At 48.1% G+C, this 23,637-nt stretch carries 20 protein-coding genes, 1 other RNA gene and 1 other annotated feature; of the genes, 19 read left to right on the top strand and 2 right to left on the bottom strand.

Features of this window, described 5'->3' with window-relative positions; genetic code table 11:
- The first annotated feature begins 32 nt into the window (after positions 1–32).
- The 7 genes from secDF (at position 33) to dtd (ending at position 9,025) form a co-directional block, all read left to right on the top strand.
- On the top strand, positions 33–2,252 hold the full coding sequence (gene secDF, locus AC1RRX_RS08105; protein ID WP_032866626.1) for a protein translocase subunit SecDF: 2,220 nt from the start codon (positions 33–35) through the stop codon (positions 2,250–2,252).
- A gap of 131 nt (positions 2,253–2,383) precedes the next feature.
- A complete protein-coding gene (locus tag AC1RRX_RS08100; RefSeq protein ID WP_053103953.1) occupies positions 2,384–2,881 on the top strand; it encodes a cation:proton antiporter regulatory subunit in 498 nt (165 codons plus the stop codon).
- Between the two features lie 63 nt (positions 2,882–2,944).
- On the top strand, positions 2,945–3,271 hold the full coding sequence (locus AC1RRX_RS08095) for a LapA family protein (protein WP_012118087.1): 327 nt from the start codon (positions 2,945–2,947) through the stop codon (positions 3,269–3,271).
- Positions 3,272–3,326: 55 nt separating this feature from the next.
- Positions 3,327–5,687 (top strand): single-stranded-DNA-specific exonuclease RecJ, encoded by a 2,361-nt coding sequence (gene recJ / locus AC1RRX_RS08090; protein WP_053103954.1) that lies wholly within the window; start codon positions 3,327–3,329, stop codon positions 5,685–5,687.
- A gap of 5 nt (positions 5,688–5,692) precedes the next feature.
- Positions 5,693–6,205 (top strand): adenine phosphoribosyltransferase, encoded by a 513-nt coding sequence (locus tag AC1RRX_RS08085; RefSeq protein WP_003152714.1) that lies wholly within the window; start codon positions 5,693–5,695, stop codon positions 6,203–6,205.
- Between the two features lie 157 nt (positions 6,206–6,362).
- A complete protein-coding gene (gene relA / locus AC1RRX_RS08080) occupies positions 6,363–8,567 on the top strand; it encodes a GTP diphosphokinase (RefSeq protein ID WP_003152716.1) in 2,205 nt (734 codons plus the stop codon).
- A 14-nt stretch (positions 8,568–8,581) separates the two neighbouring features.
- The gene (gene dtd / locus AC1RRX_RS08075; protein ID WP_007408194.1) at positions 8,582–9,025 is read left to right on the top strand and encodes a D-aminoacyl-tRNA deacylase; all 444 of its coding nucleotides are present in this window, start codon (positions 8,582–8,584) and stop codon (positions 9,023–9,025) included.
- Between the two features lie 26 nt (positions 9,026–9,051).
- Here dtd and AC1RRX_RS08070 read toward each other — a convergent pair whose 3' ends face one another.
- Complete coding sequence (locus tag AC1RRX_RS08070) at positions 9,052–10,614, bottom strand: N-acetylmuramoyl-L-alanine amidase family protein (protein ID WP_015240291.1); 1,563 nt, start codon at positions 10,612–10,614, stop codon at positions 9,052–9,054.
- A gap of 130 nt (positions 10,615–10,744) precedes the next feature.
- Here AC1RRX_RS08070 and AC1RRX_RS08065 point away from each other — a divergent pair, with 130 nt between their 5' ends.
- From AC1RRX_RS08065 to AC1RRX_RS08045, 5 genes are all read left to right on the top strand, one after another.
- Positions 10,745–10,915, top strand: a complete 171-nt coding sequence (locus AC1RRX_RS08065) for a YrzK family protein (RefSeq protein ID WP_012118083.1) — start codon at positions 10,745–10,747, stop codon at positions 10,913–10,915.
- Positions 10,916–10,975: 60 nt separating this feature from the next.
- Positions 10,976–11,208 (top strand) — a binding site (T-box leader).
- Positions 11,209–11,271: 63 nt separating this feature from the next.
- Positions 11,272–12,546, top strand: a complete 1,275-nt coding sequence (gene hisS / locus AC1RRX_RS08060) for a histidine--tRNA ligase (protein ID WP_007408198.1) — start codon at positions 11,272–11,274, stop codon at positions 12,544–12,546.
- A 14-nt stretch (positions 12,547–12,560) separates the two neighbouring features.
- A complete protein-coding gene (aspS, locus tag AC1RRX_RS08055) occupies positions 12,561–14,339 on the top strand; it encodes an aspartate--tRNA ligase (RefSeq protein ID WP_020956140.1) in 1,779 nt (592 codons plus the stop codon).
- A 62-nt stretch (positions 14,340–14,401) separates the two neighbouring features.
- Positions 14,402–14,593: non-coding RNA, 6S RNA (ssrS, locus tag AC1RRX_RS08050), on the top strand.
- A gap of 71 nt (positions 14,594–14,664) precedes the next feature.
- On the top strand, positions 14,665–15,429 hold the full coding sequence (locus AC1RRX_RS08045) for a tRNA threonylcarbamoyladenosine dehydratase (protein ID WP_015240289.1): 765 nt from the start codon (positions 14,665–14,667) through the stop codon (positions 15,427–15,429).
- Positions 15,430–15,544: 115 nt separating this feature from the next.
- Here the strand turns inward: AC1RRX_RS08045 and AC1RRX_RS08040 are convergent, their stop codons facing one another.
- Positions 15,545–16,813: a replication-associated recombination protein A gene (locus AC1RRX_RS08040; RefSeq protein WP_015240288.1), complete on the bottom strand. Its 1,269-nt coding sequence runs from the start codon at positions 16,811–16,813 to the stop codon at positions 15,545–15,547.
- Positions 16,814–17,007: 194 nt separating this feature from the next.
- Here AC1RRX_RS08040 and cymR point away from each other — a divergent pair, with 194 nt between their 5' ends.
- The 7 genes from cymR to AC1RRX_RS08005 all read left to right on the top strand — a co-directional run bounded on the left by cymR (position 17,008) and on the right by AC1RRX_RS08005 (position 23,620).
- On the top strand, positions 17,008–17,424 hold the full coding sequence (gene cymR, locus AC1RRX_RS08035) for a cysteine metabolism transcriptional regulator CymR (RefSeq protein WP_003152730.1): 417 nt from the start codon (positions 17,008–17,010) through the stop codon (positions 17,422–17,424).
- An 18-nt stretch (positions 17,425–17,442) separates the two neighbouring features.
- The gene (locus tag AC1RRX_RS08030) at positions 17,443–18,582 is read left to right on the top strand and encodes a cysteine desulfurase family protein (RefSeq protein WP_007408201.1); all 1,140 of its coding nucleotides are present in this window, start codon (positions 17,443–17,445) and stop codon (positions 18,580–18,582) included.
- 36 nt (positions 18,583–18,618) lie between these two features.
- Positions 18,619–19,734 (top strand): tRNA 2-thiouridine(34) synthase MnmA, encoded by a 1,116-nt coding sequence (gene mnmA / locus AC1RRX_RS08025; protein ID WP_015417906.1) that lies wholly within the window; start codon positions 18,619–18,621, stop codon positions 19,732–19,734.
- Positions 19,735–19,821: 87 nt separating this feature from the next.
- Complete coding sequence (locus AC1RRX_RS08020; RefSeq protein ID WP_088461189.1) at positions 19,822–20,442, top strand: tetratricopeptide repeat protein; 621 nt, start codon at positions 19,822–19,824, stop codon at positions 20,440–20,442.
- Between the two features lie 18 nt (positions 20,443–20,460).
- On the top strand, positions 20,461–22,839 hold the full coding sequence (gene recD2 / locus AC1RRX_RS08015) for an SF1B family DNA helicase RecD2 (protein ID WP_007408204.1): 2,379 nt from the start codon (positions 20,461–20,463) through the stop codon (positions 22,837–22,839).
- Between the two features lie 118 nt (positions 22,840–22,957).
- On the top strand, positions 22,958–23,416 hold the full coding sequence (locus tag AC1RRX_RS08010) for a PRC-barrel domain-containing protein (protein ID WP_007408205.1): 459 nt from the start codon (positions 22,958–22,960) through the stop codon (positions 23,414–23,416).
- A 12-nt stretch (positions 23,417–23,428) separates the two neighbouring features.
- A complete protein-coding gene (locus tag AC1RRX_RS08005; RefSeq protein ID WP_003152738.1) occupies positions 23,429–23,620 on the top strand; it encodes a YrzR-like zinc ribbon domain in 192 nt (63 codons plus the stop codon).
- Positions 23,621–23,637: the final 17 nt, after the last annotated feature.

Below are 23,637 nucleotides of genomic sequence, written 5' to 3'. Positions count from 1 at the left end.
TTGACGGCATAGGTTTAAGGAGGAAATACATAATGAAAAAAGGACGCTTGATTGCGTTTTTCCTGATCGTATTATTAATCGGCACAGGGCTGGGGTATTTTACAAAACCGGCTGCCAATAATATTACGTTAGGATTGGATTTACGCGGCGGGTTTGAAGTTCTGTACGATGTGCAGCCCGTCAAAAAAGGCGATAAAATCACAAAAGACGTGCTCGTCAGCACGGTGCAGGCGCTGAACCGCCGGGCTAACGTTCTCGGCGTAAGCGAGCCGAACATTCAGATTGAAGGAAATAACCGCATCCGCGTACAGCTGGCGGGCGTCACGAATCAGAACAGGGCGCGCGAAATTCTGTCAACGGAAGCGCAGCTCTCGTTCAGGGATACGAATGATAAAGAGTTGTTAAACGGCTCTGATCTCGTGGAAAACGGCGCGAAGCAAACCTTTGATCCGACGACGAACGAACCGATTGTCAGCGTTAAGCTGAAGGATGCGGATAAGTTCGGAGAAGTGACGAAAAAAGTCAAGAAAATGGCGCCTAATAATCAGCTTGTGATCTGGCTTGATTACCAAAAAGGCGATTCATTTAAAAAAGAAGTCGGTAAAAAACATCCGAAATATGTATCCGCTCCGAATGTGAGCCAGGAATTAAACACGAAGGATGTCACGATTGAAGGTCAGTTCACCGTTCAAAAAGCGAAGGACTTGGCCAATATTTTAAACGCGGGCGCGCTGCCTGTGAAACTGACCGAAAAATACTCTACTTCAGTAGGGGCGCAATTCGGACAGCAGGCTTTGCATGATACGGTAGAGGCCGGCATCATCGGTATTGCAATTGTTTTCTTATTTATGCTGCTTTATTACAGACTGCCGGGACTCATTGCGGTTATTACGCTTTCTGTATACGTGTATATTACGCTTCAAGTGTTTGACTGGATGCAGGCGGTGCTGACGCTTCCGGGTATTGCGGCGCTCATTTTGGGAGTCGGGATGGCGGTTGACGCCAACATCATCACCTATGAACGGATAAAAGAAGAACTGAAACTCGGCAAATCCGTCCGCTCAGCTTTCCGTTCAGGGAACAGACGGTCATTCGCGACGATTTTCGATGCGAACATTACAACGATCATCGCAGCGGTCGTGCTCTTTATTTTCGGGACAAGCTCTGTAAAAGGGTTTGCGACGATGCTGATTTTGTCAATTCTGACAAGCTTTATTACAGCTGTCTTCCTTTCAAGATTCCTGCTCTCCCTTCTCGTGGAAAGCAGATGGCTTGACCGGAAAAAAGGCTGGTTCGGCGTCAAGAAAAAACACATTATGGATATTCAGAAGACCGACGAAAATACTGAACCGCATACGGCATTCCAAAAATGGGATTTCACGAGCAAGCGAAAATACTTCTTTATTTTCTCAAGCGCTGTAACCGTTGCGGGAATTATCATCTTACTGGTCTTTAAACTCAACCTGGGAATCGATTTTGCAAGCGGCGCGCGGATTGACGTGCAGAGCAATCATTCTTTGACGGCGCATCAGGTTGAAAAAGATTTTGATTCTCTCGGCATGGAGCCGGAAAACATCGTGCTTTCTGGTAAAGAGAACCATGTTGCCGCGGCCCGGTTTGTCGGAGAGCCATCTAAAGAAAAAATCGCTGAAATCAAAACGTACTTTAAGGACAAATACGGATCTGAACCGAACGTCAGCACGGTATCGCCGACAGTCGGAAAAGAACTGGCCCGTAATGCTTTATATGCTGTCGCCATTGCATCAATCGGCATCATTATTTACGTATCAATACGTTTCGAGTACAGAATGGCTATCGCCGCAATTGTATCCCTGCTGTATGACGCTTTCTTTATCGTCGCGTTTTTCAGCATTACAAGGCTGGAGGTCGATGTCACCTTTATCGCCGCTATTCTCACCATAATCGGTTACTCGATAAATGATACGATCGTTACATTTGACCGGATACGTGAGCAGATGAAAAAACGCAAGCCGAAGTCATTTGCCGATCTGGAACATATCGTGAATCTGAGCTTGCAGCAAACCTTTACACGTTCGATCAATACGGTCTTGACCGTTGTGATTGTTGTCGTCGTGCTGCTCATTTTGGGCTCATCGTCAATTACAAACTTCTCCGTCGCCTTATTGGTCGGTTTATTGACGGGCGTTTATTCCTCTCTTTACATCGCCGCGCAGCTGTGGCTTGTATGGAAAGGTAAAGAATTTAAAGGGAAAAAATCAATCGAAGAGTAAAATGGGAACAGGCTGTCTTCCGGAAGGCAGCCTGTTTTTTTAGGCCGCATTGAACTTAAAACCTGCATTTGCTATAATGACATACGCTTACATAATCAATCATCATTGTAAAAACATGTAGGAGGGTTCTTATGAACGTTCGTGAGTCGGAGCTTCCGGGCATCGGCCAGAAAGTAGAAGTCATTACGAAAAATCACGATAAAATCAGTATTATTCTTCATGATGACGGCAGAAAAGAGCTCTATTACTTCGATGAGAATGATCATGACGAATGCTTGGCATCCGTTGAATTTAACGACGAAGAGGCGAGGCAGATTTCCGCTATTTTAGGCGGGATGACGTATAAGCCGAAAGCGCTGGAATCTGTGGAAGTCGCGCTTGATGACCTCGTCATTGAGTGGTTTAAAGCCGAATCTCATGCACCGGCTGTCAGCCGTACAATCGGAGATTTGGAGATCAAGAAACATTACAACGTCCAGATTATTGCGATCGTAAAGAAAAACCGGCAAAAACAGCTGAGCCCCGGCATTGATACCGTAATTGAAGAAGGGGACACCCTCGTCATGTCGGGAGAAAGAAGCGGACTGAAAAAGCTGGTCCGCGAGCAATTAACGGCCCGGATTTCCTGAGACCGGGGTTTACTCCCGGGGAAATGGGGGAAAAGATAAGAATGAACAATTGGGGGCAGACGCATGAATAAACAATGGACTATTATATTCGCTTTACTATTTACTTTGATTGTCGCCATCTTTGCTGTCATTAACGTGCGGGCGGTTGAGGTTGATTATCTGTTCGGAACCGCTGAATGGCCGCTGATTTTAGTCATTTTAGGCTCTGTGTTAATGGGAGCGCTGATCGTGTTTTCAGCCGGTATCTTTCAAGTGATGAAGCTGAAGCGCGAAATTAAAATCCTGCGGAAAGAAAACAGATCTGCGGCTGAATTGACGGCTGATTCGGACGGCAAAAAAACAGCCGCGCCGCCGGAAGAAATGCTTGAAGAGAAAAAAGGATCAGAATAACATTTGAAACCCCTCAGTCCGCTCTAGTATAATAGGGTGGTTGAGGGGTGAATTTATGTTAGCGTCAAAAATGCGCTGGGAAATCCAGCAGCCGGATCAGGAAAAAGTCAAATCACTCACAGAACAATTGGACATAACACCTCTTGTGGCATCACTGCTTGTAAAAAGAGGTTTTGATACTGCCGAAAGCGCAAGGCTGTTTTTACATACAAAGGATGCAGACTTTTATGACCCGTATGAATTAAAGGGAATGCGGGAAGCAGTTGATCGGATAAAACTGGCGGTTTCTCAAGGGGAACCGATTATGATTTACGGAGATTACGATGCAGACGGCGTTACAAGCACGTCGGTGATGCTGACGGCACTGAGACAGCTGTCGGCGGACGTTGACTTTTATATTCCCGACCGTTTCACAGAAGGCTACGGCCCGAATGAACAAGCTTTCCGCTCCATAAAAGAGCGGGGATTTTCGCTGATCATTACAGTGGATACGGGAATCGCCGCCGTCCATGAAGCTGAAGTCGCAAAAGAGCTGGGCTTAGACGTCATTATTACCGACCACCATGAGCCGGGACCCGAGCTTCCTGACGTATTTGCGATCATCCACCCGAAGCAGCCGGGATGCGGCTATCCGTTTAAAGAATTGGCCGGCGTCGGTGTGGCGTTTAAGCTTGCCCACGCGCTTACGGGTTCTTTGCCGGAAGCTATGCTGGACTTGGCGGCAATCGGTACGGTTGCAGATCTGGTGCCCCTTCATGATGAAAACAGATTAATTGCGTCACTCGGAATCGAAAGGCTTCGGACGACAAATCGGCCGGGCCTCAAAGCCCTGATTAAGCTTTCCGGCGGAGATATCGGACAAGCTGATGAGGAAACGATCGGATTTCAGGTCGCGCCGAGGCTCAATGCAGTCGGAAGAATAGAACAGGCCGATCCCGCCGTCCATCTGCTGATGACCGAAGATCAGTTTGAAGCGGAGGAACTGGCTTCGGATATTGACCGGCTGAATAAAGAGCGGCAGAAAATGGTGAAAACCATGACCGAAGAGGCTGTTGAAATGGTTCAGCAGCAAGGCGGAAACCCGTCTGCCATTGTAGTGGCAAAAGCCGGCTGGAATCCGGGAGTCGTCGGTATTGTCGCATCGAAGCTGGCTGAACGTTTTTACCGGCCCGCTGTTGTGCTTGGGATAGATGAGGAGCAGGGAATCGCTAAAGGGTCGGCGCGAAGCATCAGAGGCTTCAACCTGTTTACGAGCCTTTCACAGTGCAGAGACATCCTTCCTCATTTCGGCGGGCATCCGATGGCGGCAGGAATGACGTTGAAGGCTGAAGATGTGGCGGAATTAAGGGACAGGCTGAATCAAATGGCTGAAGAAACCCTTACGGAAGAGGATTTTATTCCCGTTCAGGAGGTTGATCTTGTCTGCGGCGTTGAAGAGATAACCGTTGAAAGCATTACAGAATTGAATATGCTGTCGCCGTTCGGCATGCTTAACCCTAAACCGCATGTGATGGTGAAAAATGCCGTACTTGATGAAGTTCGCCTGATCGGAGCGAATAAAAACCACGTGAAAATGACGGTGAAAAGTGATTCCGCCGTCCTTGACTGCGTCGGCTTTAACAAAGGAGAGCTTGAAGCCGGAGTTGTCCCCGGATCAACGATTTCCATTGTCGGCGAGATGTCCATTAATGAATGGAACAACAGAAAGAAGCCCCAGCTGATGATTAAAGATGCTGCGGTGCCGGAATGGCAGCTTTTTGATATCAGGGGCAAGCGGACGTGGGAAGACACGGTCACCGCGCTGCCGAAGGAAAAACGGGTGCTCATCAGCTTTAACGAAAAAACCGCTCAGAAGCTCCGTGCAAAAGAGCTGTCGGGCGAGCTGGCCGGGATCACATCGGAATCCGAGGCAGAAGCTCTCCAGCTTGACGGAAAATATGCCGTTTTTCTGGATGTGCCGCCGTCAGCGGATCGCCTGCAGCATTTGCTTGACGGAAAGAAGCCGGAACGGATTTATTTTGTTTTTATCAATCATGAAGAACATTTCCTGTCCTCATTTCCATCGCGGAATGATTTCAAGTGGTTTTACGCATTTCTCTTGAAAAGGGGCGCTTTTGACTTCGGCAAGCATGGTTCAGAGCTTGCGAGACACAGAGGATGGTCAATTGACACAATCAATTTCATGACAAAGGTGTTTTTTGATCTCGGTTTTGTTAAAATAGAAGATGGTGTGCTGTCTGTCGTGAGCGGCGCGAAAAAACGCGACCTGGCAGATTCGCAAACCTATCAGGTAAAACAGCAGCTGATGGAATTAGACCAGAAGCTCAATTATTCCGCAGCCCATGAGCTGAAGGAATGGCTGAATAAGCTGATGAACCAAGGTTCAGAAGCTTATGAAAGTACGAGGAGGACATAGAACAGATGGATCTTAAAAAATACGTAACAATTGTGCCCGATTACCCGAAAGAAGGCGTACAATTTAAAGATATTACGACATTGATGGACAAAGGCGACGTATACCGTTACGCCACTGACCAAATTGTTGAATATGCAAAAGAAAAAGAAATTGATTTAGTTGTCGGGCCTGAAGCGCGCGGCTTTATTATCGGCTGTCCGGTTGCATACGCTCTCGGAGTGGGCTTTGCGCCGGTTCGGAAAGAAGGAAAACTTCCGCGTGAGGTCATTAAAGTCGATTACGGTTTGGAGTACGGAAAAGACGTACTGACGATTCATAAAGATGCGATTCTGCCGGGACAGCGCGTGCTGATTACTGATGACTTGCTTGCAACAGGCGGCACGATCGAAGCAACGATTAAGCTGGTCGAAGAACTGGGCGGCGTCGTAGCCGGTATTGCGTTCTTAATCGAGCTTTCTTACCTTGACGGCAGAGACAAGCTTGACGATTACGATATTTTAACATTAATGAAATATTAACCGCATATGGAAAAAAGCACTCGTGTCAGGGTGCTTTTTTCCTATTATTTCATCATCCTGACAGATTCTTTAGGTGTTTTGAACTTCTGCCCTTTACATCTCTCGTTTTTTTCTTGATAATAAACTAATACAGTTTACATTTAAAAAAGGTGATTCCATGGCGAACGAACAAGTATTGACTGCCGAGCAAGTAATAGATAAAGCGCGCACTTATCTGCCGGAGGAGCAGATTGCGTTTGTTGAGAAAGCTTACCTGTATGCGCAAAACGCGCATCGCGAACAGTACCGCAAATCAGGTGAGCCGTACATCATTCATCCGATTCAGGTGGCGGGCATTCTCGTCGATCTGGAAATGGACCCTTCCACAATTGCGGGCGGATTTCTGCATGACGTGGTAGAGGACACGGATGTCACCCTCGACGACCTGAAGGAAGCATTTTCTGAAGAAGTGGCGATGCTTGTCGACGGCGTGACGAAGCTCGGTAAAATTAAGTATAAATCTCAAGAGGAGCAGCAGGCGGAAAACCATCGAAAAATGTTTGTCGCTATGGCTCAGGATATCAGAGTCATATTGATCAAGCTGGCGGATCGCCTTCACAATATGCGGACGTTAAAGCATCTTCCGCAGGAAAAGCAGCGGAGAATTTCAAATGAGACGCTGGAAATTTTCGCTCCGCTGGCCCATCGGCTCGGGATTTCTAAAATCAAATGGGAGCTGGAAGACACCGCTCTCCGTTATTTGAATCCTCAGCAATATTACAGAATCGTCAACCTCATGAAGAAAAAGCGCGCGGAACGCGAACTTTATGTCGAAGAGGTTGTCAATGAAGTGAAAAAACGCGTCGAAGAAGTGAATATTAAAGCGGACTTTTCAGGACGTCCGAAGCACATCTACAGCATTTACCGCAAGATGGCGCTGCAAAATAAACAGTTCAATGAAATATATGATCTGCTCGCCGTCCGTATTCTTGTCGGAAGCATTAAAGACTGCTACGCCGTCCTCGGCATTATTCATACGTGCTGGAAGCCGATGCCGGGCAGATTCAAAGATTATATTGCGATGCCTAAGCCGAATATGTATCAGTCCCTGCATACGACCGTAATCGGGCCTAAAGGCGATCCGCTGGAAGTGCAGATCAGAACATTTGAGATGCATGAGATCGCTGAATACGGGGTGGCCGCACACTGGGCATATAAAGAAGGCAAGGCTGCAAACGAAGAAGCGACATTTGAGAAAAAACTGTCCTGGTTCCGTGAAATTCTGGAATTCCAAAACGAGTCTACCGATGCGGAAGAATTTATGGAATCGCTGAAAATCGATCTGTTTTCTGACATGGTATACGTATTTACGCCAAAAGGCGATGTCATTGAACTGCCGTCAGGCTCTGTGCCGATTGATTTTTCCTACAGGATCCACTCGGAGATCGGCAACAAAACAATCGGGGCGAAAGTGAACGGAAAAATGGTGACGCTTGACCATAAGCTCCGGACGGGCGACATCGTCGAGATTCTGACGTCCAAGCATTCATACGGTCCGAGTCAAGACTGGGTCAAACTGGCGCAGACGTCCCAGGCGAAACACAAAATCCGCCAATTCTTTAAGAAACAGCGCCGTGAAGAAAACGTCGAAAAAGGCCGTGAGCTTGTCGAGAAAGAAATTAAAAATCTTGATTTTGAAGTGAAAGATGTTTTAACACTCGAAAATCTTCAAAAAGTTGCCGACAAGTTCAATTTCTCAAATGAAGAGGATATGTACGCGGCGGTCGGGTATAACGGCATTACCGCTCTTCAGGTGGCCAACAGGCTCACCGAAAAAGAACGGAAGCTGCGTGACCAGGAAGAGCAGGAAAAAATCGTTCAGGAAGTCACTTCCGAGCCGAAACATTATCCGCAAGGAAGAAAACGGGAAGCGGGTGTGCGCGTAAAAGGCATTGACAACCTTCTCGTCCGCTTGTCGAAATGCTGCAACCCGGTGCCTGGCGACCATATTGTCGGTTTTATTACAAAAGGGCGCGGTGTATCCGTTCACCGGGATGACTGTCCGAACGTCAAAACGAATGAAGCGCAGGAACGTCTGATCCCCGTTGAATGGGAGCATGAATCACAGGTTCAAAGACGCAAAGAATATAACGTTGAGATTGAGATTTTGGGATATGACCGTCTCGGACTTTTAAATGAGGTGCTCCAAGCCGTAAATGAAACGAAAACCAACATCTCCTCTGTCTCCGGCAAATCCGACCGCAATAAAGTCGCTACGATTCATATGGCGATTTTTATTCAAAACATCAATCATCTGCACAAAGTGGTCGAGCGGATTAAGCAGATCAGAGACATCTATTCAGTCCGCCGGGTAATGAACTAAAAGGAGCGCTTGCTATGAAATTAGTTGTTCAGCGTGTAACAGAAGCGAGTGTGACGGTTGACGGCGCTGTTGCCGGCCGGATCGGACCCGGCATTATGGCGCTTGTCGGCATCACTCATGAAGATACAGAAGAAGATGCCGCTTACTTGGCGGATAAAATCGTGAATCTTCGGATTTTTGATGATGAAAGCGGCAAGATGAATTTATCGCTTTTGGATACGGGCGGGGAGATTTTATCCGTTTCACAGTTTACGCTTTACGGCGAAACGAAGAAAGGGAGACGCCCGAATTTTATGAATGCGGCTAAACCGGATCAGGCTGTGCTCCTTTATGAAAAGTGGAACGAACTCCTTCGGGAAAAAGGAGTCAAAGTGGAAACCGGAATATTCGGAGCCATGATGGATGTTCAGCTGACGAATTCCGGGCCGATTACATTGATTATGGATTCTAAACAATAAAAAAGCTGCCGTTCGGCAGCTTTTTTTTATGATTGAAAATAATGTTCCAATCCGCTTTCAATTCCGTCTGTCACTTTTTCCTGATACGAGCCGCTATGTATGATTGTTTCTTCTTGCGGTTGACTGAGATAGCCGAGCTCATACAGCATGGCAGGCCGTTTATTTTCCCTCAGGACGTAATAATCGCCAAACAGAACGCCGCGATCCGGGATAGGGGAACGCTTCACTACTTCAGAATGGACGTCTGAGGCAAGCTGGCGATCCTTAGACGGACTGTAATAATAAGCCGTGCTTCCCCGTGTTGACGTATCGGCATAGCTGTCATAGTGAATGCTGATAAAGGCATCCGCATTCCGGTAATGAGAGGTTGAAACCCTAGCCTGCAGGCTGATAAAAGTATCATCCTGTCTGGTGATATACACGTTTGCACCGGCCGCCCGCAATTTTTGGGCCAGCAGCTTAGCGGTTTTAATGGTTACGTTTTTCTCAAACTTTCCGGAGTAGCCGATCGTTCCGCTGTCTTTTCCTCCGTGTCCGGGATCAACGACGATCGTTTTGTTTTTAAGTGAGCCGCTGCCGCCTGACGTGTCGGGAGAAGGTGCTTCACCTGTTTCCTCACCGCTTTTTGACGTTTGTACGACCCAGTTTGCCACATATGCGGTTTGTCCGTTTTCAAGCCGGACTTCATACCATTTGCCGCTTGAGCCGACAATCGGGTAGGCTGCGCCTTTATCTGCTCTTTTTACGATAGAAGCGGAAGTCGAGGCCGAGCTCCTTAAGTTGGTGCCGCCGTAAACAATATACGCTTTTTTCGAGGAGCCTGAGCCCGCAGAACCGTCCCCCGAGCCGGATGCGCTGTCCGATGAGTCAGAATCCTTTATGATGTAGTGGCTTGCTGCCCAGCCTTTTTGCCCGTTTGCTTCAATTTTCAGCCAGCCGTGGTCTTCACTTAAGATGGAAACCTTTGTTCCGCGTGATAATTTAGTCATAATCGCTGAATCATGTGACGCTGCACTTCTGACATTCAATGAAGAAACGCCGACAGTCCCGTTTTTTGACCCGCTTCGGGCGGAAGTGGCTTTCGTATCCGATCCGCCGCTGTCCGCGGTGACGTATTCGGAAGAAACCCATCCGGTTGTGCCTTGATAAGAAATGTTCACCCATCCGCTGTTCTTGTCCAGCACGGATGCATGTGCGCCTTGCGGAAGTTTGCCGATGACTTCATATGATGTCCCCGGGCCTTTTCTGATGCGGAGGTCAGGATCGGTGGAAGTGACCGTTCCGCTTGTTGCGGATGAATGGTCTGCTCCTCCGGCTGTTTTTGATATCAGCCAGGAAACGACCCATCCGGTTTTACCGGGGCTCAGCTGAAGCTGCACCCAGTCTCCCTCTTCTTTAGCGATCGGGTATCTTTCCCCTTTTTTTACTTCAGCCTTAATTCCATAGCTCAGGCCGGGACCGCCTCTGACATTGATCTTGTCTGTCGCGATGACCGCTTCTCCCTCTGCGGCGATTGCGGTGTGGAATGACGGAAGAAGCGCTGTGATGATGACGCCGCATAAAATAAGAGCAAGAGTTCTCTTCTTCATGGCTGTCCTCCTTTCTGAACTAACTAAAATACATTCTTGTATAATATCGTATTTTCCTTGCTGAATGTTAAATAAAAATAAAATGGTTTGTTTATACTAGTCATAAATACAGCGAAAAGGTGTGCAAATCATGAAATATCAACCAAAAATGGGACGCGCGCTGCACGATGCGGAAGGAAATCTGCACTTCAGTGATCAGAGCGATAGCGAAAAGGCGGGTTTTCTTGAAGAGACGGCGACGGAGTTCGGTCTCTTATCGAAAGAAGCGGTCGCAAGGAAAAACAGACGGAATAAAACTTGACAGGGGAGTGCAATCCCATTATTATAATAGAAATTGATGTACATAAGTCATGATAACGATTTTGAACCGATAATGGAGAAGAGTAGGTCAGAATGCATGGAGAAGAGAGGAACCGTCCCGGGCTGAAAGCGGATCCGCACTGCATCTTTCTCGAAACAACACTCCGGAGGTTCCCTGCTGAACGCTTTTGCAAGTCATTAGGCAGCGGACGTGAACCTGCGTTAAAGGTCAGAGCGGGGATGCTTCGGCATTCCAACTAGGGTGGCACCACGGGTATAACTCTCGTCCCTACTATACATGTATAGTAGGAGCGGGAGTTTTTTTATTTGAAGAAAGACATTAAGGAGGCCTGTAACATGGCATATCACATTCCAAGAGGCACACAGGACATACTGCCGGGTGAATCAGACAGATGGCAGTTCGTCGAACAAATTATGAGGGAGACGTGCCGCACTTATCAATATAAAGAAATCCGTACGCCGATTTTCGAGCATACGGAATTGTTCGCAAGAGGCGTCGGTGAGTCTACAGATATCGTGCAGAAAGAAATGTACACGTTTGAAGACCGTAAAGGGAGAAGCCTGACGCTTCGGCCGGAAGGAACAGCCGCCGCAGTCCGCGCGTTCAATGAAAATAAATTATTTGCGAACCCGGTGCAGCCGACGAAGCTTTATTATGTCGGACCGATGTTCCGTTACGAACGTCCGCAGACAGGGCGTTTCCGCCAATTCTATCAATTCGGAATTGAAGCGATCGGCTCCAAAGATCCGGCCGTGGATGCAGAAGTCATTGCGCTTGCGATGAGTATTTACCGTAAAGCCGGTTTGAAACATGTCAAGCTTGTGCTGAACAGCCTTGGTGACCAGGAGAGCCGCAAATCCTACCGGGAAGCGCTCGTCAAACATTTTGAACCGCGCATCGCAGAGTTTTGCTCAGACTGCCAGTCGCGCCTGCACACAAACCCGCTCAGAATTCTTGACTGCAAGAAAGACAGAGAGCATGAACTGATGAAAACGGCTCCGTCCATTCTTGATTACTTAAATGAAGAATCAGCCGCTTATTTTGAGAAAGTAAAACAATACTTAAACGATCTCGGCATCCCGTTCGAAATAGATCCGAACCTTGTCAGAGGGCTTGATTATTATAACCATACCGCTTTTGAAATTATGAGCAATGCCGAAGGATTCGGAGCGATTACAACCCTTGCCGGCGGGGGCCGCTATGACGGGCTTGTTGAACAGATCGGCGGACCTGAAGCGCCGGGTATCGGATTTGCGATGAGCATCGAACGTCTGCTGGCAGCCATTGACGCTGAGAAAACAGAGCTTCCCGTCAATCAGGGGATTGACTGCTACATCGTGACGCTCGGAGAAAAAGCGAAGGATTATTCCGTTTCCCTCGTGTACAAACTGAGAGAAGCGGGCATCTCAAGTGAAATCGATTATGAAAATAAAAAGATGAAGGGCCAATTTAAAACAGCTGACCGTCTCGGCGCACGTTTTATTGCGATTTTAGGGGAAGATGAGCTTGCCCAAAATAAAATCAATGTAAAAGATGCGGAAACAGGAGAGCAGCGTGAAGTGGTGTTAGACGAGCTGATACAAGTGTTAAAGGCAGATCAAAAGCAGTGAAGGAGAGGAACGCTATGTTTGGAAGAACATATTATTGTGGCGAGATAACTGAAAAAGCGATTGGCGAAACCGTCAAACTGAAAGGGTGGGTGCAGAAGCGGCGCGATCTCGGCGGCTTGATTTTCATTGATTTGCGCGACCGCTCGGGTATTGTGCAAGTCGTGTTCAACCCTGACGTATCGAAGGAAGCCCTTGCCGCAGCGGAAGCAATCAGAAACGAATATGTGCTTGATATCGAAGGCACGGTTTCTGCCCGTGAAGAAGGCACGGTGAATCCCAACCTGAAAACCGGTAAAATTGAAATCAAAGCTGAAGCGGTGACGGTGCTCAGTACGGCGAAAACGCCTCCGTTTCCGATCAGTGACCAGGCGGCTGAGGTTTCTGAAGACGTCCGGTTAAAACACCGCTATTTGGATTTGCGCCGCCCGGCGATGTTTCAAACATTGCAAATGCGTCACCAAGTCACAAAATCCATCCGCCATTTCTTGGATGAAAACGGATTTCTTGATATTGAAACACCGATTTTAACAAAAAGCTCTCCCGAAGGCGCCCGTGATTACTTAGTGCCGAGCCGGGTGCATGAAGGAGAATTTTACGCCCTTCCGCAATCCCCGCAGATTTTTAAACAGCTTCTGATGGTGTCGGGCTTTGAACGGTATTATCAAGTGGCCCGCTGCTTCCGCGATGAAGACTTGCGTGCCGACCGCCAGCCGGAATTTACGCAGATTGATATCGAAATGTCCTTTATGAGTCAAGAGGACATCATGGCTCTGGCGGAAGAGATGATGGCGAAAGTCATGCTTGAAACAAAAGGTGTTGAAGTACCGCTTCCGCTTCCGCGAATGACATATGAAGAAGCGATGAACAGCTACGGTTCCGACAAGCCTGACACCCGCTTCGGCATGCTGCTGACGGACGTGTCAGACATAGTGAAAGATACTGAATTTAAGGTGTTCTCATCAGCCGTGGCAAACGGCGGCGTTGTAAAAGCGATCAATGTCAAAGGCGCTGCCGGCGACTATTCCAGAAAAGATATCGATGCGCTCGGCGTTTTTGCCGGAAATTACGGCGCGAAAGGTCTCGCCTGGGTGAAAGTTGAAGCCGACGGCGTAAAAGGCCCGATTGCGAAATTCTTTGATGAAGAGAAGCAGGCAAAACTGGCTGAAGCGCTTGATGCTTCTGAAGGCGATCTGCTCCTGTTCGGCGCTGATAAGTTTGAGGTTGTGGCCCAATCCCTCGGCGCGCTTCGCTTAAAGCTCGGCAAAGAACGCGGCCTGATTGACGAAAGCCTCTTCAACTTCCTGTGGGTTGTGGACTGGCCGTTACTGGAGCATGACGAGGAGGAAGGCCGTTTCTATGCGGCTCACCATCCGTTTACAATGCCTGTCCGTGAAGATCTTGACCTGATTGAAACGGCGCCTGAAGATATGAAAGCGCAGGCTTACGACCTTGTCTTAAACGGCTATGAACTCGGCGGAGGCTCAATCCGTATTTTTGAAAAAGACGTTCAGGAAAAAATGTTCGGGCTTCTCGGCTTTACAAAAGAAGAAGCGGAGGAGGAGTTCGGATACCTTCTTGAAGCCTTTGAATACGGCGCCCCTCCGCACGGCGGAATCGCGCTCGGCTTAGACCGGTTGGTTATGCTTCTTGCAGGCCGCACAAACTTAAGAGATACGATCGCTTTCCCGAAAACGGCAAGCGCAAGCTGCCTTCTTACGGAAGCGCCCGGCGAAGTGAGCGACGCCCAGCTTGAAGAACTTCACCTTTCTGTCAAAAGAAAAGTGAAACAGTAAAGATCAGCAGTTTGTTTCTTGAAAATCAAAATCTGCTGTGATATGATTTTGACAAGTTAAATAAAGTCCTGATGTGTTAGTTGTACACCTAGTTTTGACCGAACATTTTTTTGATTTGGGAGCCCGCATTTTTAAATGGCGTACATGCCTCTTTTCATTCGTTAAGAGGACTTACAAGATTTAAAAAAGGGCACCCACCTGCTGAGAGCGGGTTCAAAACGAAGGAAAGCTGCAACGGCACAATTGGGACTTTATTTTTTGTGCGCTAAAACCAGCGGCTTTTTGACAAGCCGAGTTTATAAAACCAGAATGTGGAGTGAGGTTCTTGTTACATCAGTTTTCCAGAAATGAGCTAGCGATTGGAAAAGAAGGGCTGGACACGTTAAAAAACAGCACGGTGGCCGTTCTCGGCGTCGGCGGAGTCGGTTCATTCGCAGCCGAAGCATTGGCGAGGTCCGGAGTGGGGCGGATCGTGCTTGTCGATAAAGATGATGTTGACATTACAAACGTAAACCGCCAGCTGCATGCGCTCTTGTCGACGGTGGGACAGCCGAAAACAGACTTGATGAAAGCGCGGATCGCGGATATTAATCCGGATTGCGATGTCGTCGCCTTAAAAATGTTTTATACGGAAGAGACGTATGAGCAGTTCTTTGAGCATCCGCTCGATTACGTCATTGACGCGTCGGATACGATTCATTATAAAATTCATCTGATGAAAGAATGTCTGAAACGGAATGTTCCGCTGATTTCAAGCATGGGAGCGGCGAATAAAACAGACCCGACACGCTTTCAGATTGCTGATATTTCAAAAACCCATACCGATCCGATTGCCAAAGTCGTCCGCACAAGGCTTCGCAAAGAGGGCATTAAAAAAGGCGTACAGGTCATTTTTTCTGATGAAAGCCCGATCGTCATCCGTGAAGACGTCAGAAAAGAAGTCGGGAATGATGAAGCGAAAATCCGCAAAGCGCAAATGCCGCCGTCTTCCAACGCCTGGGTTCCGTCAGTGGCCGGTCTGATTATGGGCGGACATGTTGTTATGGAGCTCTTAAAGGACATCGACATTAAACGGGTTAAAGATAAATAAAAAGAAAAACAGCCTTCTTCAGGAAAGGCTGTTTTTTTATTTGAATCCGCCGTTTACACGAAAGATTTTGGCCGGTATCAAAAAAGACAAGAACACATAGGGTGTCCTTGTCCGGTTATTTTTTCTGCTTCATCAGTTTTTCATACACTTGCTTTATGGCGGCTTCAAATTTCCCCGTTTGTTTCGGTTTATAGTATTGCTTGTTTTTTAACGGATCAGGTAAATATTGCTGTTCGACCCATCCGTTCTCGAAATCATGAGGATATTGATATCCGATCCCGCGTCCGAGCTCTTGGGCCCCTTTATAGTGGGCGTCTTTTAAATGTTTCGGCACATCGCCGATTTTACCCGTCCTGATGTCTTTGAGCGCCTCATCAACGGCTGAGATGGCGGAGTTTGATTTTGGCGAGAGGCATAATTCGATTACCGCATTGGCCAGCGGAATTCTCGCTTCCGGAAAGCCGATCCGTTCTGCGGTCTGAATCGCGCTCAGCACCCGGGGGCCTGCCTGCGGGCTTGCGAGGCCGATATCTTCATAGGCGATCACGAGAAGCCTTCTTGATATGCTTTCAAGGTCGCCGGCTTCGATCAGACGGGCCAGATAATGAAGGGCGGCGTTTGCGTCCGAGCCTCGGATCGATTTTTGGAAGGCAGATAAGACGTCATAATGCGCATCGCCGTTTTTATCATGAGTATAGCTTTTTTTCTGCAGACATTCTTCCGCCGTCTCCCGTGTAATCCGGATCGTGCCGTCGCTTGATTCCTTTGTGGAGAGTACGGCAAGCTCAAGTGCGTTCAAAGCGGAGCGGACGTCTCCTCCGCACCCTTGCGCGAAATGATCCATCGCGTCGTCGTCCACCGAAACGCTGTAGGAACCGAGCCCCCGGTGTTCATCTGTGAGCGCTCTTTCCAATGCCTGCTTGATCAGATCGGGTGTTAACGGTTCAAGCTCAAATATCTGGGTCCGGCTTCTGATGGCCGGGTTAATGGCATGATAAGGGTTGGCGGTCGTCGCGCCGATTAAAATAATCATGCCGTTTTCTAAATAGGGCAGCAGAAAATCCTGCTTTCCCTTATCAAGCCTGTGCACTTCGTCAAGGATTAAAATGACCTGGCCTGACATTTTCGCTTCCTGTACGACAATCTCCATGTCTTTTTTATTATGAATGACGGCATTCAATTTCCTGAATGCGATGCTTGTCGATCCTGCGATCGCTGTGGCGATGGACGTTTTTCCGATGCCCGGCGGTCCGTACAGGATCATGGATGATAAGTGCTTTGCACGCACCATTCTGCCGATGATTTTATCTTCTTTGACCAAATGTTCCTGGCCGATAATGTCTTCGATATTGGCAGGCCGCATCCGATACGCCAATGGTTTCATGAACATCTCTCCTTACATATACAGGGTAACGGAAAACGGACGATTAGAAAAGCGAATTGCGGCGGGCCCCGTGTTTCAATGAAAATTAGGATAAGTTATGTTATAATAACAGTTGGTCTATAAGATACTAAACAGATTATTCATATCCATTTACTTGTATAAATTAACAATTAGAATTGACTGGGGTGTTCATATTGAAAATATCGACAAAGGGAAGATACGGGCTCACCATTATGATTGAATTGGCGAAAAAGCACGGAGACGGTCCGACGTCGCTCAAAAGCATCGCCCAAACAAACAGCCTTTCTGAGCATTACTTGGAACAGCTTGTATCACCGCTGAGAAACGCCGGACTCGTAAAAAGCATCAGAGGCGCTTACGGGGGTTACGTGCTCGGGGGCCAGCCTGAAGAGATAACGGCCGGAGATATTATCAGAGTGTTGGAAGGGCCGATCAGCCCGGTAGAAGTGCTTGAGGATGAAGAGCCTGCCAAGCGGGAGTTATGGATCCGCATCCGCGACGCTGTAAAAGACGTGCTGGACAGCACGACGTTAGAAGACCTTGCGAGCTATACGGACGGCGAGCAGGAAGCTTATATGTTCTATATTTAAACCAGAGGTGTACAGACAATGGAACGGATTTATTTAGATCATGCCGCGACTTCCCCGATGGATGAGCGTGTGCTCGAAGAGATGAAGCCCCATTTCTTCGGCAGTTTCGGCAACCCGTCAAGCATTCATTCATTCGGAAGAGAATCCCGGAAATGGGTCGATGAAGCGAGAGCGGACATCGCGCGCGAAATCAGTGCGAAAGAACAGGAAATTATTTTCACAAGCGGCGGCACGGAGGCTGATAATTTAGCGATTTTCGGAACGGCTGCCGCCCGGAAGAATGAAGGAAAGCATATCATTACGACCGCTATTGAGCATCATGCTGTATTGCACGCCTGCGAAAAGCTGGAAGAAGACGGCTTTGAGGTGACATACCTCATCCCCGGCCCTTCAGGACGGATCAGTGCAAATCAGGTGAAAGAAGCGCTCCGTGATGATACAATCCTTGTTACCGTCATGTATGGCAATAACGAAGTCGGTACCATTCAGCCGATTGACGAAATCGGAGAGCTGTTAAGCGGGCATCAGGCCTATTTTCACACAGATGCCGTCCAGGCATTCGGTTATATGCCGATTGACGTGAAAAAAAGCAGAATTGACATGCTGTCTGTTTCCGGTCACAAGCTTAACGGGCCTAAAGGGACAGGCTTTTTATATGTAAATCAAGAGGTGAAGCTGTCACCGATTCTTCTCGGGGGAGAGCAGGAACGAAAGCGCCGCGCGGGGACGGAAAATGTACCGGGCATCGCGGGTTTAAAAGAAGCGGTCGTCCTTTCAAACCGTGAGAGGGAAGAGAAAACAGCGAAGTATAAGGAGTTTAAGAACATTATCATGAGCACGCTGGAAAAATCCGGCGTCACAGCGGAGGTGAACGGAGATGCCGAGAAATGCCTGCCTCATATTTTAAACCTTTACTTTCCCGGTGTGCCGGTGGAAGCGCTGCTGGTCAATCTTGACATGGAAGGCATTGCCGTCTCCAGCGGATCTGCTTGTACAGCGGGATCCGTTCTTCCGTCCCATGTGCTTACGGCCATGTTCGGAAGTGAGAGCGGCAGGCTGACTTCGTCAATCCGCCTCAGCTTCGGCCTCGGCAATACGGCGGAACAAATCGAAACAGCCGCCGAAAAGCTTGCCGCCGTCGTTAAACGGCTTGCTTAAAACGGCGGACTTACGTTTTTAATGGAGTGAATGCAAATGGAAAAACGGCCGGAGGATACAAGAGTCGTAGTCGGCATGTCCGGCGGCGTGGACTCTTCCGTGGCGGCCCTTCTGCTGAAGGAGCAGGGCTACGATGTAATCGGAATCTTTATGAAAAACTGGGATGATACGGACGAAAACGGTTTTTGCACGGCGACGGAAGATTATGAAGACGTCATCCGGGTCTGCAACCAAATCGGAATTCCGTATTATGCCGTCAATTTTGAGAAGCAATATTGGGAAAAGGTATTTCAATATTTCCTTGATGAATATAAAGCCGGAAGAACCCCCAATCCGGATGTCATGTGCAATAAAGAAATTAAGTTTAAGGCTTTCTTGGATCATGCTCTGTCACTCGGCGCGGATTATCTTGCGACGGGCCATTACGCCCGCGTGGACAGAAGCGCAGGTACAGTGCGCATGCTCCGCGGTCTGGATGAAAACAAGGACCAGACTTATTTTCTGAATCAGCTCAATCAGGAACAGCTCAGTAAAGTCATGTTCCCGATCGGTGATCTGCAAAAAAGCCGCGTGCGGGAAATCGCCAAAGAAGCGGAACTTGCGACAGCTGCGAAAAAAGACAGCACGGGAATCTGCTTTATCGGCGAACGCAACTTCAAAACGTTTCTCAGCCAATATCTCCCCGCTCAGCCGGGCGATATGATGACAATGGACGGAGAAGTAAAAGGGCGTCATGACGGTCTGATGTATTATACTATCGGACAGCGCCACGGTCTTGGAATCGGCGGAAGCGGCGAGCCGTGGTTCGCCGTCGGTAAAGATCTTGAAAAAAACATTCTGTATGTTGATCAAGGATTCCATAATCCGCTTCTGTATTCCGATAAGATCACGGCGACAAATGTCAGCTGGACGCGTTCCGGTCTGATGGACGGCGGCGAAATGACATGCACGGCGAAATTCCGCTACCGTCAGGAAGATCACAAAGTAACGGTGAAAATGACGGGTGATGATGAAGCGGAAGTCATTTTTGACGGGCAGGTACGCGCCGTTACGCCGGGACAAGCCGTCGTTTTTTATGACGGAGAAGAGTGCCTCGGCGGCGGAACGATAGATGACGTTTATAAAGACGGAACAAAACTGTGGTACGTATAATACATGTAAAAAACCTCAACTCGCATGTTGGGGTTTTTTAGCGAAAGGAAGTTAAAAATGGATTATAATAAAATCGGGATTGACGCCATGCAGGAGGGCGATTTTGAAAAAGCGGCGGAGGCTTTTACGAAAGCGATTGAGGAAAACGGTCAAGATCCGGTGCCGTATATCAACTTCGCAAATCTGCTTTCTTCTGTGAACGAACTCGAACGGGCGCTTGCATTCTATAACAGAGCCCTCGAATTGGACAATTCGGCGGCAGCCGCTTATTACGGTGCGGGAAACGTATATGTGATGAAAGAATCGTTTTCCGAAGCGAAGGATATGTTTGAAAAAGCGCTTCGCTCCGGAATGGAAAACGGAGATTTGTTTTATATGCTGGGGACCGTTCTCGTTAAATTAGAGCGGCCGAAGCTTGCACTGCCATATTTGCAGCGTGCCGTTGAATTAAATGAAAATGACACGGAAGCACGCTTCCAGTTCGGAATGTGCCTCGCAAACGAAGAAATGCTGGATGAAGCTCTGGCGCAGTTTGAGACGGTGATCGAGCAGGACCCAAGCCACGCGGACGCATTTTATAATGCCGGGGTCGCTTACGCGTACAAAGAAAATCGTGAAAAGGCGCTTGAGATGCTGGAAGGCGCAATCGGCATACAGCCTGATCATATGCTTGCGCTTCATGCGAAACAGCTTATCACCCAGTCATAACAAAAGGAGGGAAGGCTCGTGGATCAGCTGAACATCGAAGAACAGCCGTATGTAAAAGGCGTCATTCATACGGTCATTTATCACAATGACACCAACCTGTATACAGTGCTGAAAGTCAAGGTTGCAGAAACGTCTGAGGCGATCGAAGACAAGGTCGTATCCGTAACGGGCTACTTCCCTCTGCTGCAAGAAGATGAGACCTACACATTTTACGGAAAAACCGCCACGCATCCTAAGTTCGGCCTGCAATTTCAGGCTGAGCACTTTAAAAAAGAAATTCCGACCACAAAAGAAGGGATCATTCACTATTTATCAAGTGATCTGTTTGAAGGAATCGGAAAAAAAACGGCGGAAGAAATCGTCAAAAAGCTCGGAGACGGCGCGCTCAATAAAATTCTGACGGATGCGTCGGTGCTTTACGATGTGCCGAAAATGTCGAAAAAGAAAGCGGATAAGCTTGCCGGAGAGCTGCAGCGGCATCAGGGGCTTGAGCAGATTATGATCTCTCTGAACCAATACGGTTTCGGGCCCCAGCTATCCATGAAAATATATCAGGCCTACGAAACGGAAACACTGGAGAAAATTCAGGAAAATCCTTATCAGCTTGTAAAAGACGTTGAAGGCATCGGCTTTGTGAAAGCTGACGAGCTGGGCGGAAAAATGGGTCTGTCAGGAAACCACCCGGAGCGGATCAAAGCGGCTATCTTATATACAATTGAATCGACCTGTCTTTCAGAGGGCCATACGTACATAGAAACAAAGCAGCTGATAATCAATACGCAAACGCTCCTGAATCAGTCAGCTGAAGGCGGCCGCGTCACGGAAATGGATGCGGCTGACGGCATCATCGCCCTCGGGGAGAGTAAGGATATCGTCATAGAAGGAGAACGCTGCTATTTTCCGTCCTTGTTTTACGCCGAACAAAATGTCGCAAAACGCGTGCTCGACATTGCGGCTCAAACGGAGTATGCCGATCAATTTCCTGAATCGGAATTTCTGCTTGCACTCGGTGAACTGGAAGAACGGATGAATGTTCAATACGCACCAAGCCAAAAGGATGCCATTCAAAAAGCGCTGTCTTCACCGATGCTTTTACTGACCGGAGGACCTGGGACGGGGAAAACGACCGTTATTAAAGGAATCGTGGAATTATACAGTGAACTGCACGGAGTATCGCTTGACCCCGGTGATTATAAAAAAGACGAGGCGTTCCCGGTGCTGCTTGCCGCGCCGACCGGAAGAGCCGCAAAACGGATGAGCGAATCTACGGGTCTGCCGGCTGTTACGATACACAGGCTGCTCGGCTGGAATGGCGCTGAAGGCTTTACCTACAATGAAGATCAGCCGATAGAAGGGAAACTGATCATTATAGACGAAGCGAGTATGCTCGATATCTGGCTCGCCAGCCATTTGTTTAAGGCGCTTCCTAAGCACATTCAGCTCATTGTCGTCGGTGATGAAGACCAGCTTCCTTCAGTAGGACCGGGGCAGGTGCTCAGAGACCTTTTGGCTTCTGAGGTGCTGCCGACCGTGCGCCTGACAGATATTTACCGTCAGGCTGAAGGATCATCCATTGTGGAACTTGCGCATGATATGAAAAAAGGACTGCTTCCAAAGGGGCTGACCGCGCCGACAAAGGACCGCTCATTTATCCGCTGTAATTCTTCACAGATTAAAGAAGTCGTGGATCAGGTCGTCTCGAACGCGTTAAAAAAGGGGTATACCTCCAGGGATATTCAAGTGCTTGCCCCGATGTACAGGGGAAAAGCGGGAATTAACGAGCTGAATATGCTTCTTCAAGACATCATGAATCCGCCGAAAGAAAAAAGGCGGGAGCTGAAATTCGGAGATGTCGTCTACAGGACGGGCGATAAAATATTGCAGCTTGTCAACCAGCCGGAAAACAATGTGTTTAACGGCGATATCGGCGAAATCGTATCCATTTTTTATGCCAAAGAAAATACGGAAAAAGAAGACATGGTCGTCGTCTCATTTGACGGCAACGAAATCACCTTTACGAAAAAGGATTTCAGCCAGTTTACCCACGCGTACTGCTGTTCGATTCATAAGTCGCAGGGAAGCGAATTCCCGATTGTCGTCCTGCCTGTCGTCAAAGGCTACTATCGAATGCTCAGGAGAAATCTGCTTTATACCGCCATTACAAGGGCGAAAAAATTTCTGATTCTTTGCGGAGAAGAAGAAGCGCTTGAATGGGGCGTCAAAAACAATGATGCCACCGTCAGACAGACATCGCTTAAAAACAGGCTCACAGAGCAGACTGAAGAGATGGATGCAGAACTGGCCGCCCTGCAAAAAGAGCTGCCGTTCAGTGTATATGATGCGAACATCGGAATGGAAGGCATCACGCCGTTTGACTTTATGGAAGAAAAAGCGTAAATAAAACCCGGAGCATAAACAAGCGCCGGGTTTTCGCCTGTGGAAGTCATTTCAAAGTATGCTGCCCGGCTTCTTGGCAAAACCTATACGTGTTCAACAAAAGGTGGTTGATCACACTTTGAGAACATGCCATGCAGCTGAAGGACGAACAGTATATGACGAAAACACCGGGCGCAGTCTCGGGATGATATCGGATGTATGTTTCTCTCTGGACGGCCGGTTTCTCGGTTTCGTGCTGGAGCAGAAACGCCTGTTTCATAACCGCCATCTTTTTTTAGAGGCAAGTGATATAAAAGAGATGGATCAAGAAGCCGTAGCTGCCGGTCATGCTCATTTGCAGCCTTTGCCGAAGAGCTGTTTCACCTTTGAACAGATTAAGATGCAGCCGGTGAAATCGCCTGATGGTGAAATGTTCGGTTTGCTGGAAGATGTATACTTTTGTTTGGACAGGGGCATAATCGTAGCATATGAACTCTCGGACGGCTTCTTTTCAGATCTGGCTGGCAGACGCCAAGTGCGCCGCGCCGCCGATACGCTTATTGAAGCGGGGAAAGAAGGCATCGTCCTGAACGGATAAGAGGTGTAGTCTGTGCTTGTATGTCCGAACTGCAAAAGTAAAGATATCGGCAAAATCGGCGTAAACCAATACTATTGCTGGGGCTGCTTCATTGAGCTGACGGTAGCCAAAGGCAAAATTGCGACACATCAAGTAGAGGAAGACGGCACGTTAAGCAGTCTTGATGATTTGTTTTCTGAAGACGAACGCAGTATCAATTTTTAAAGTTGAAAGGAGATACG

The sequence above is a fragment of the Bacillus sp. GW821-FHT11D08 genome (assembly GCF_058808515.1).
This window is presented reverse-complemented; position numbering and strand designations above follow the sequence as displayed.

Coding starts and splice junctions, on each gene's coding strand:
- AC1RRX_RS08040 (WP_015240288.1), bottom strand. CDS start 16,813: ATGAAACCATTGGCGTATCGGATGCGGCCTGCCAATATCGAAGACATT.
- hisS (WP_007408198.1), top strand. CDS start 11,272: ATGGCATATCACATTCCAAGAGGCACACAGGACATACTGCCGGGTGAA.
- mnmA (WP_015417906.1), top strand. CDS start 18,619: ATGGAAAAACGGCCGGAGGATACAAGAGTCGTAGTCGGCATGTCCGGC.
- AC1RRX_RS08065 (WP_012118083.1), top strand. CDS start 10,745: ATGAAATATCAACCAAAAATGGGACGCGCGCTGCACGATGCGGAAGGA.
- AC1RRX_RS08020 (WP_088461189.1), top strand. CDS start 19,822: ATGCAGGAGGGCGATTTTGAAAAAGCGGCGGAGGCTTTTACGAAAGCG.
- secDF (WP_032866626.1), top strand. CDS start 33: ATGAAAAAAGGACGCTTGATTGCGTTTTTCCTGATCGTATTATTAATC.
- AC1RRX_RS08095 (WP_012118087.1), top strand. CDS start 2,945: ATGAATAAACAATGGACTATTATATTCGCTTTACTATTTACTTTGATT.
- dtd (WP_007408194.1), top strand. CDS start 8,582: ATGAAATTAGTTGTTCAGCGTGTAACAGAAGCGAGTGTGACGGTTGAC.
- recJ (WP_053103954.1), top strand. CDS start 3,327: ATGTTAGCGTCAAAAATGCGCTGGGAAATCCAGCAGCCGGATCAGGAA.
- aspS (WP_020956140.1), top strand. CDS start 12,561: ATGTTTGGAAGAACATATTATTGTGGCGAGATAACTGAAAAAGCGATT.
- relA (WP_003152716.1), top strand. CDS start 6,363: ATGGCGAACGAACAAGTATTGACTGCCGAGCAAGTAATAGATAAAGCG.
- AC1RRX_RS08030 (WP_007408201.1), top strand. CDS start 17,443: ATGGAACGGATTTATTTAGATCATGCCGCGACTTCCCCGATGGATGAG.
- AC1RRX_RS08100 (WP_053103953.1), top strand. CDS start 2,384: ATGAACGTTCGTGAGTCGGAGCTTCCGGGCATCGGCCAGAAAGTAGAA.
- AC1RRX_RS08070 (WP_015240291.1), bottom strand. CDS start 10,614: ATGAAGAAGAGAACTCTTGCTCTTATTTTATGCGGCGTCATCATCACA.
- AC1RRX_RS08085 (WP_003152714.1), top strand. CDS start 5,693: ATGGATCTTAAAAAATACGTAACAATTGTGCCCGATTACCCGAAAGAA.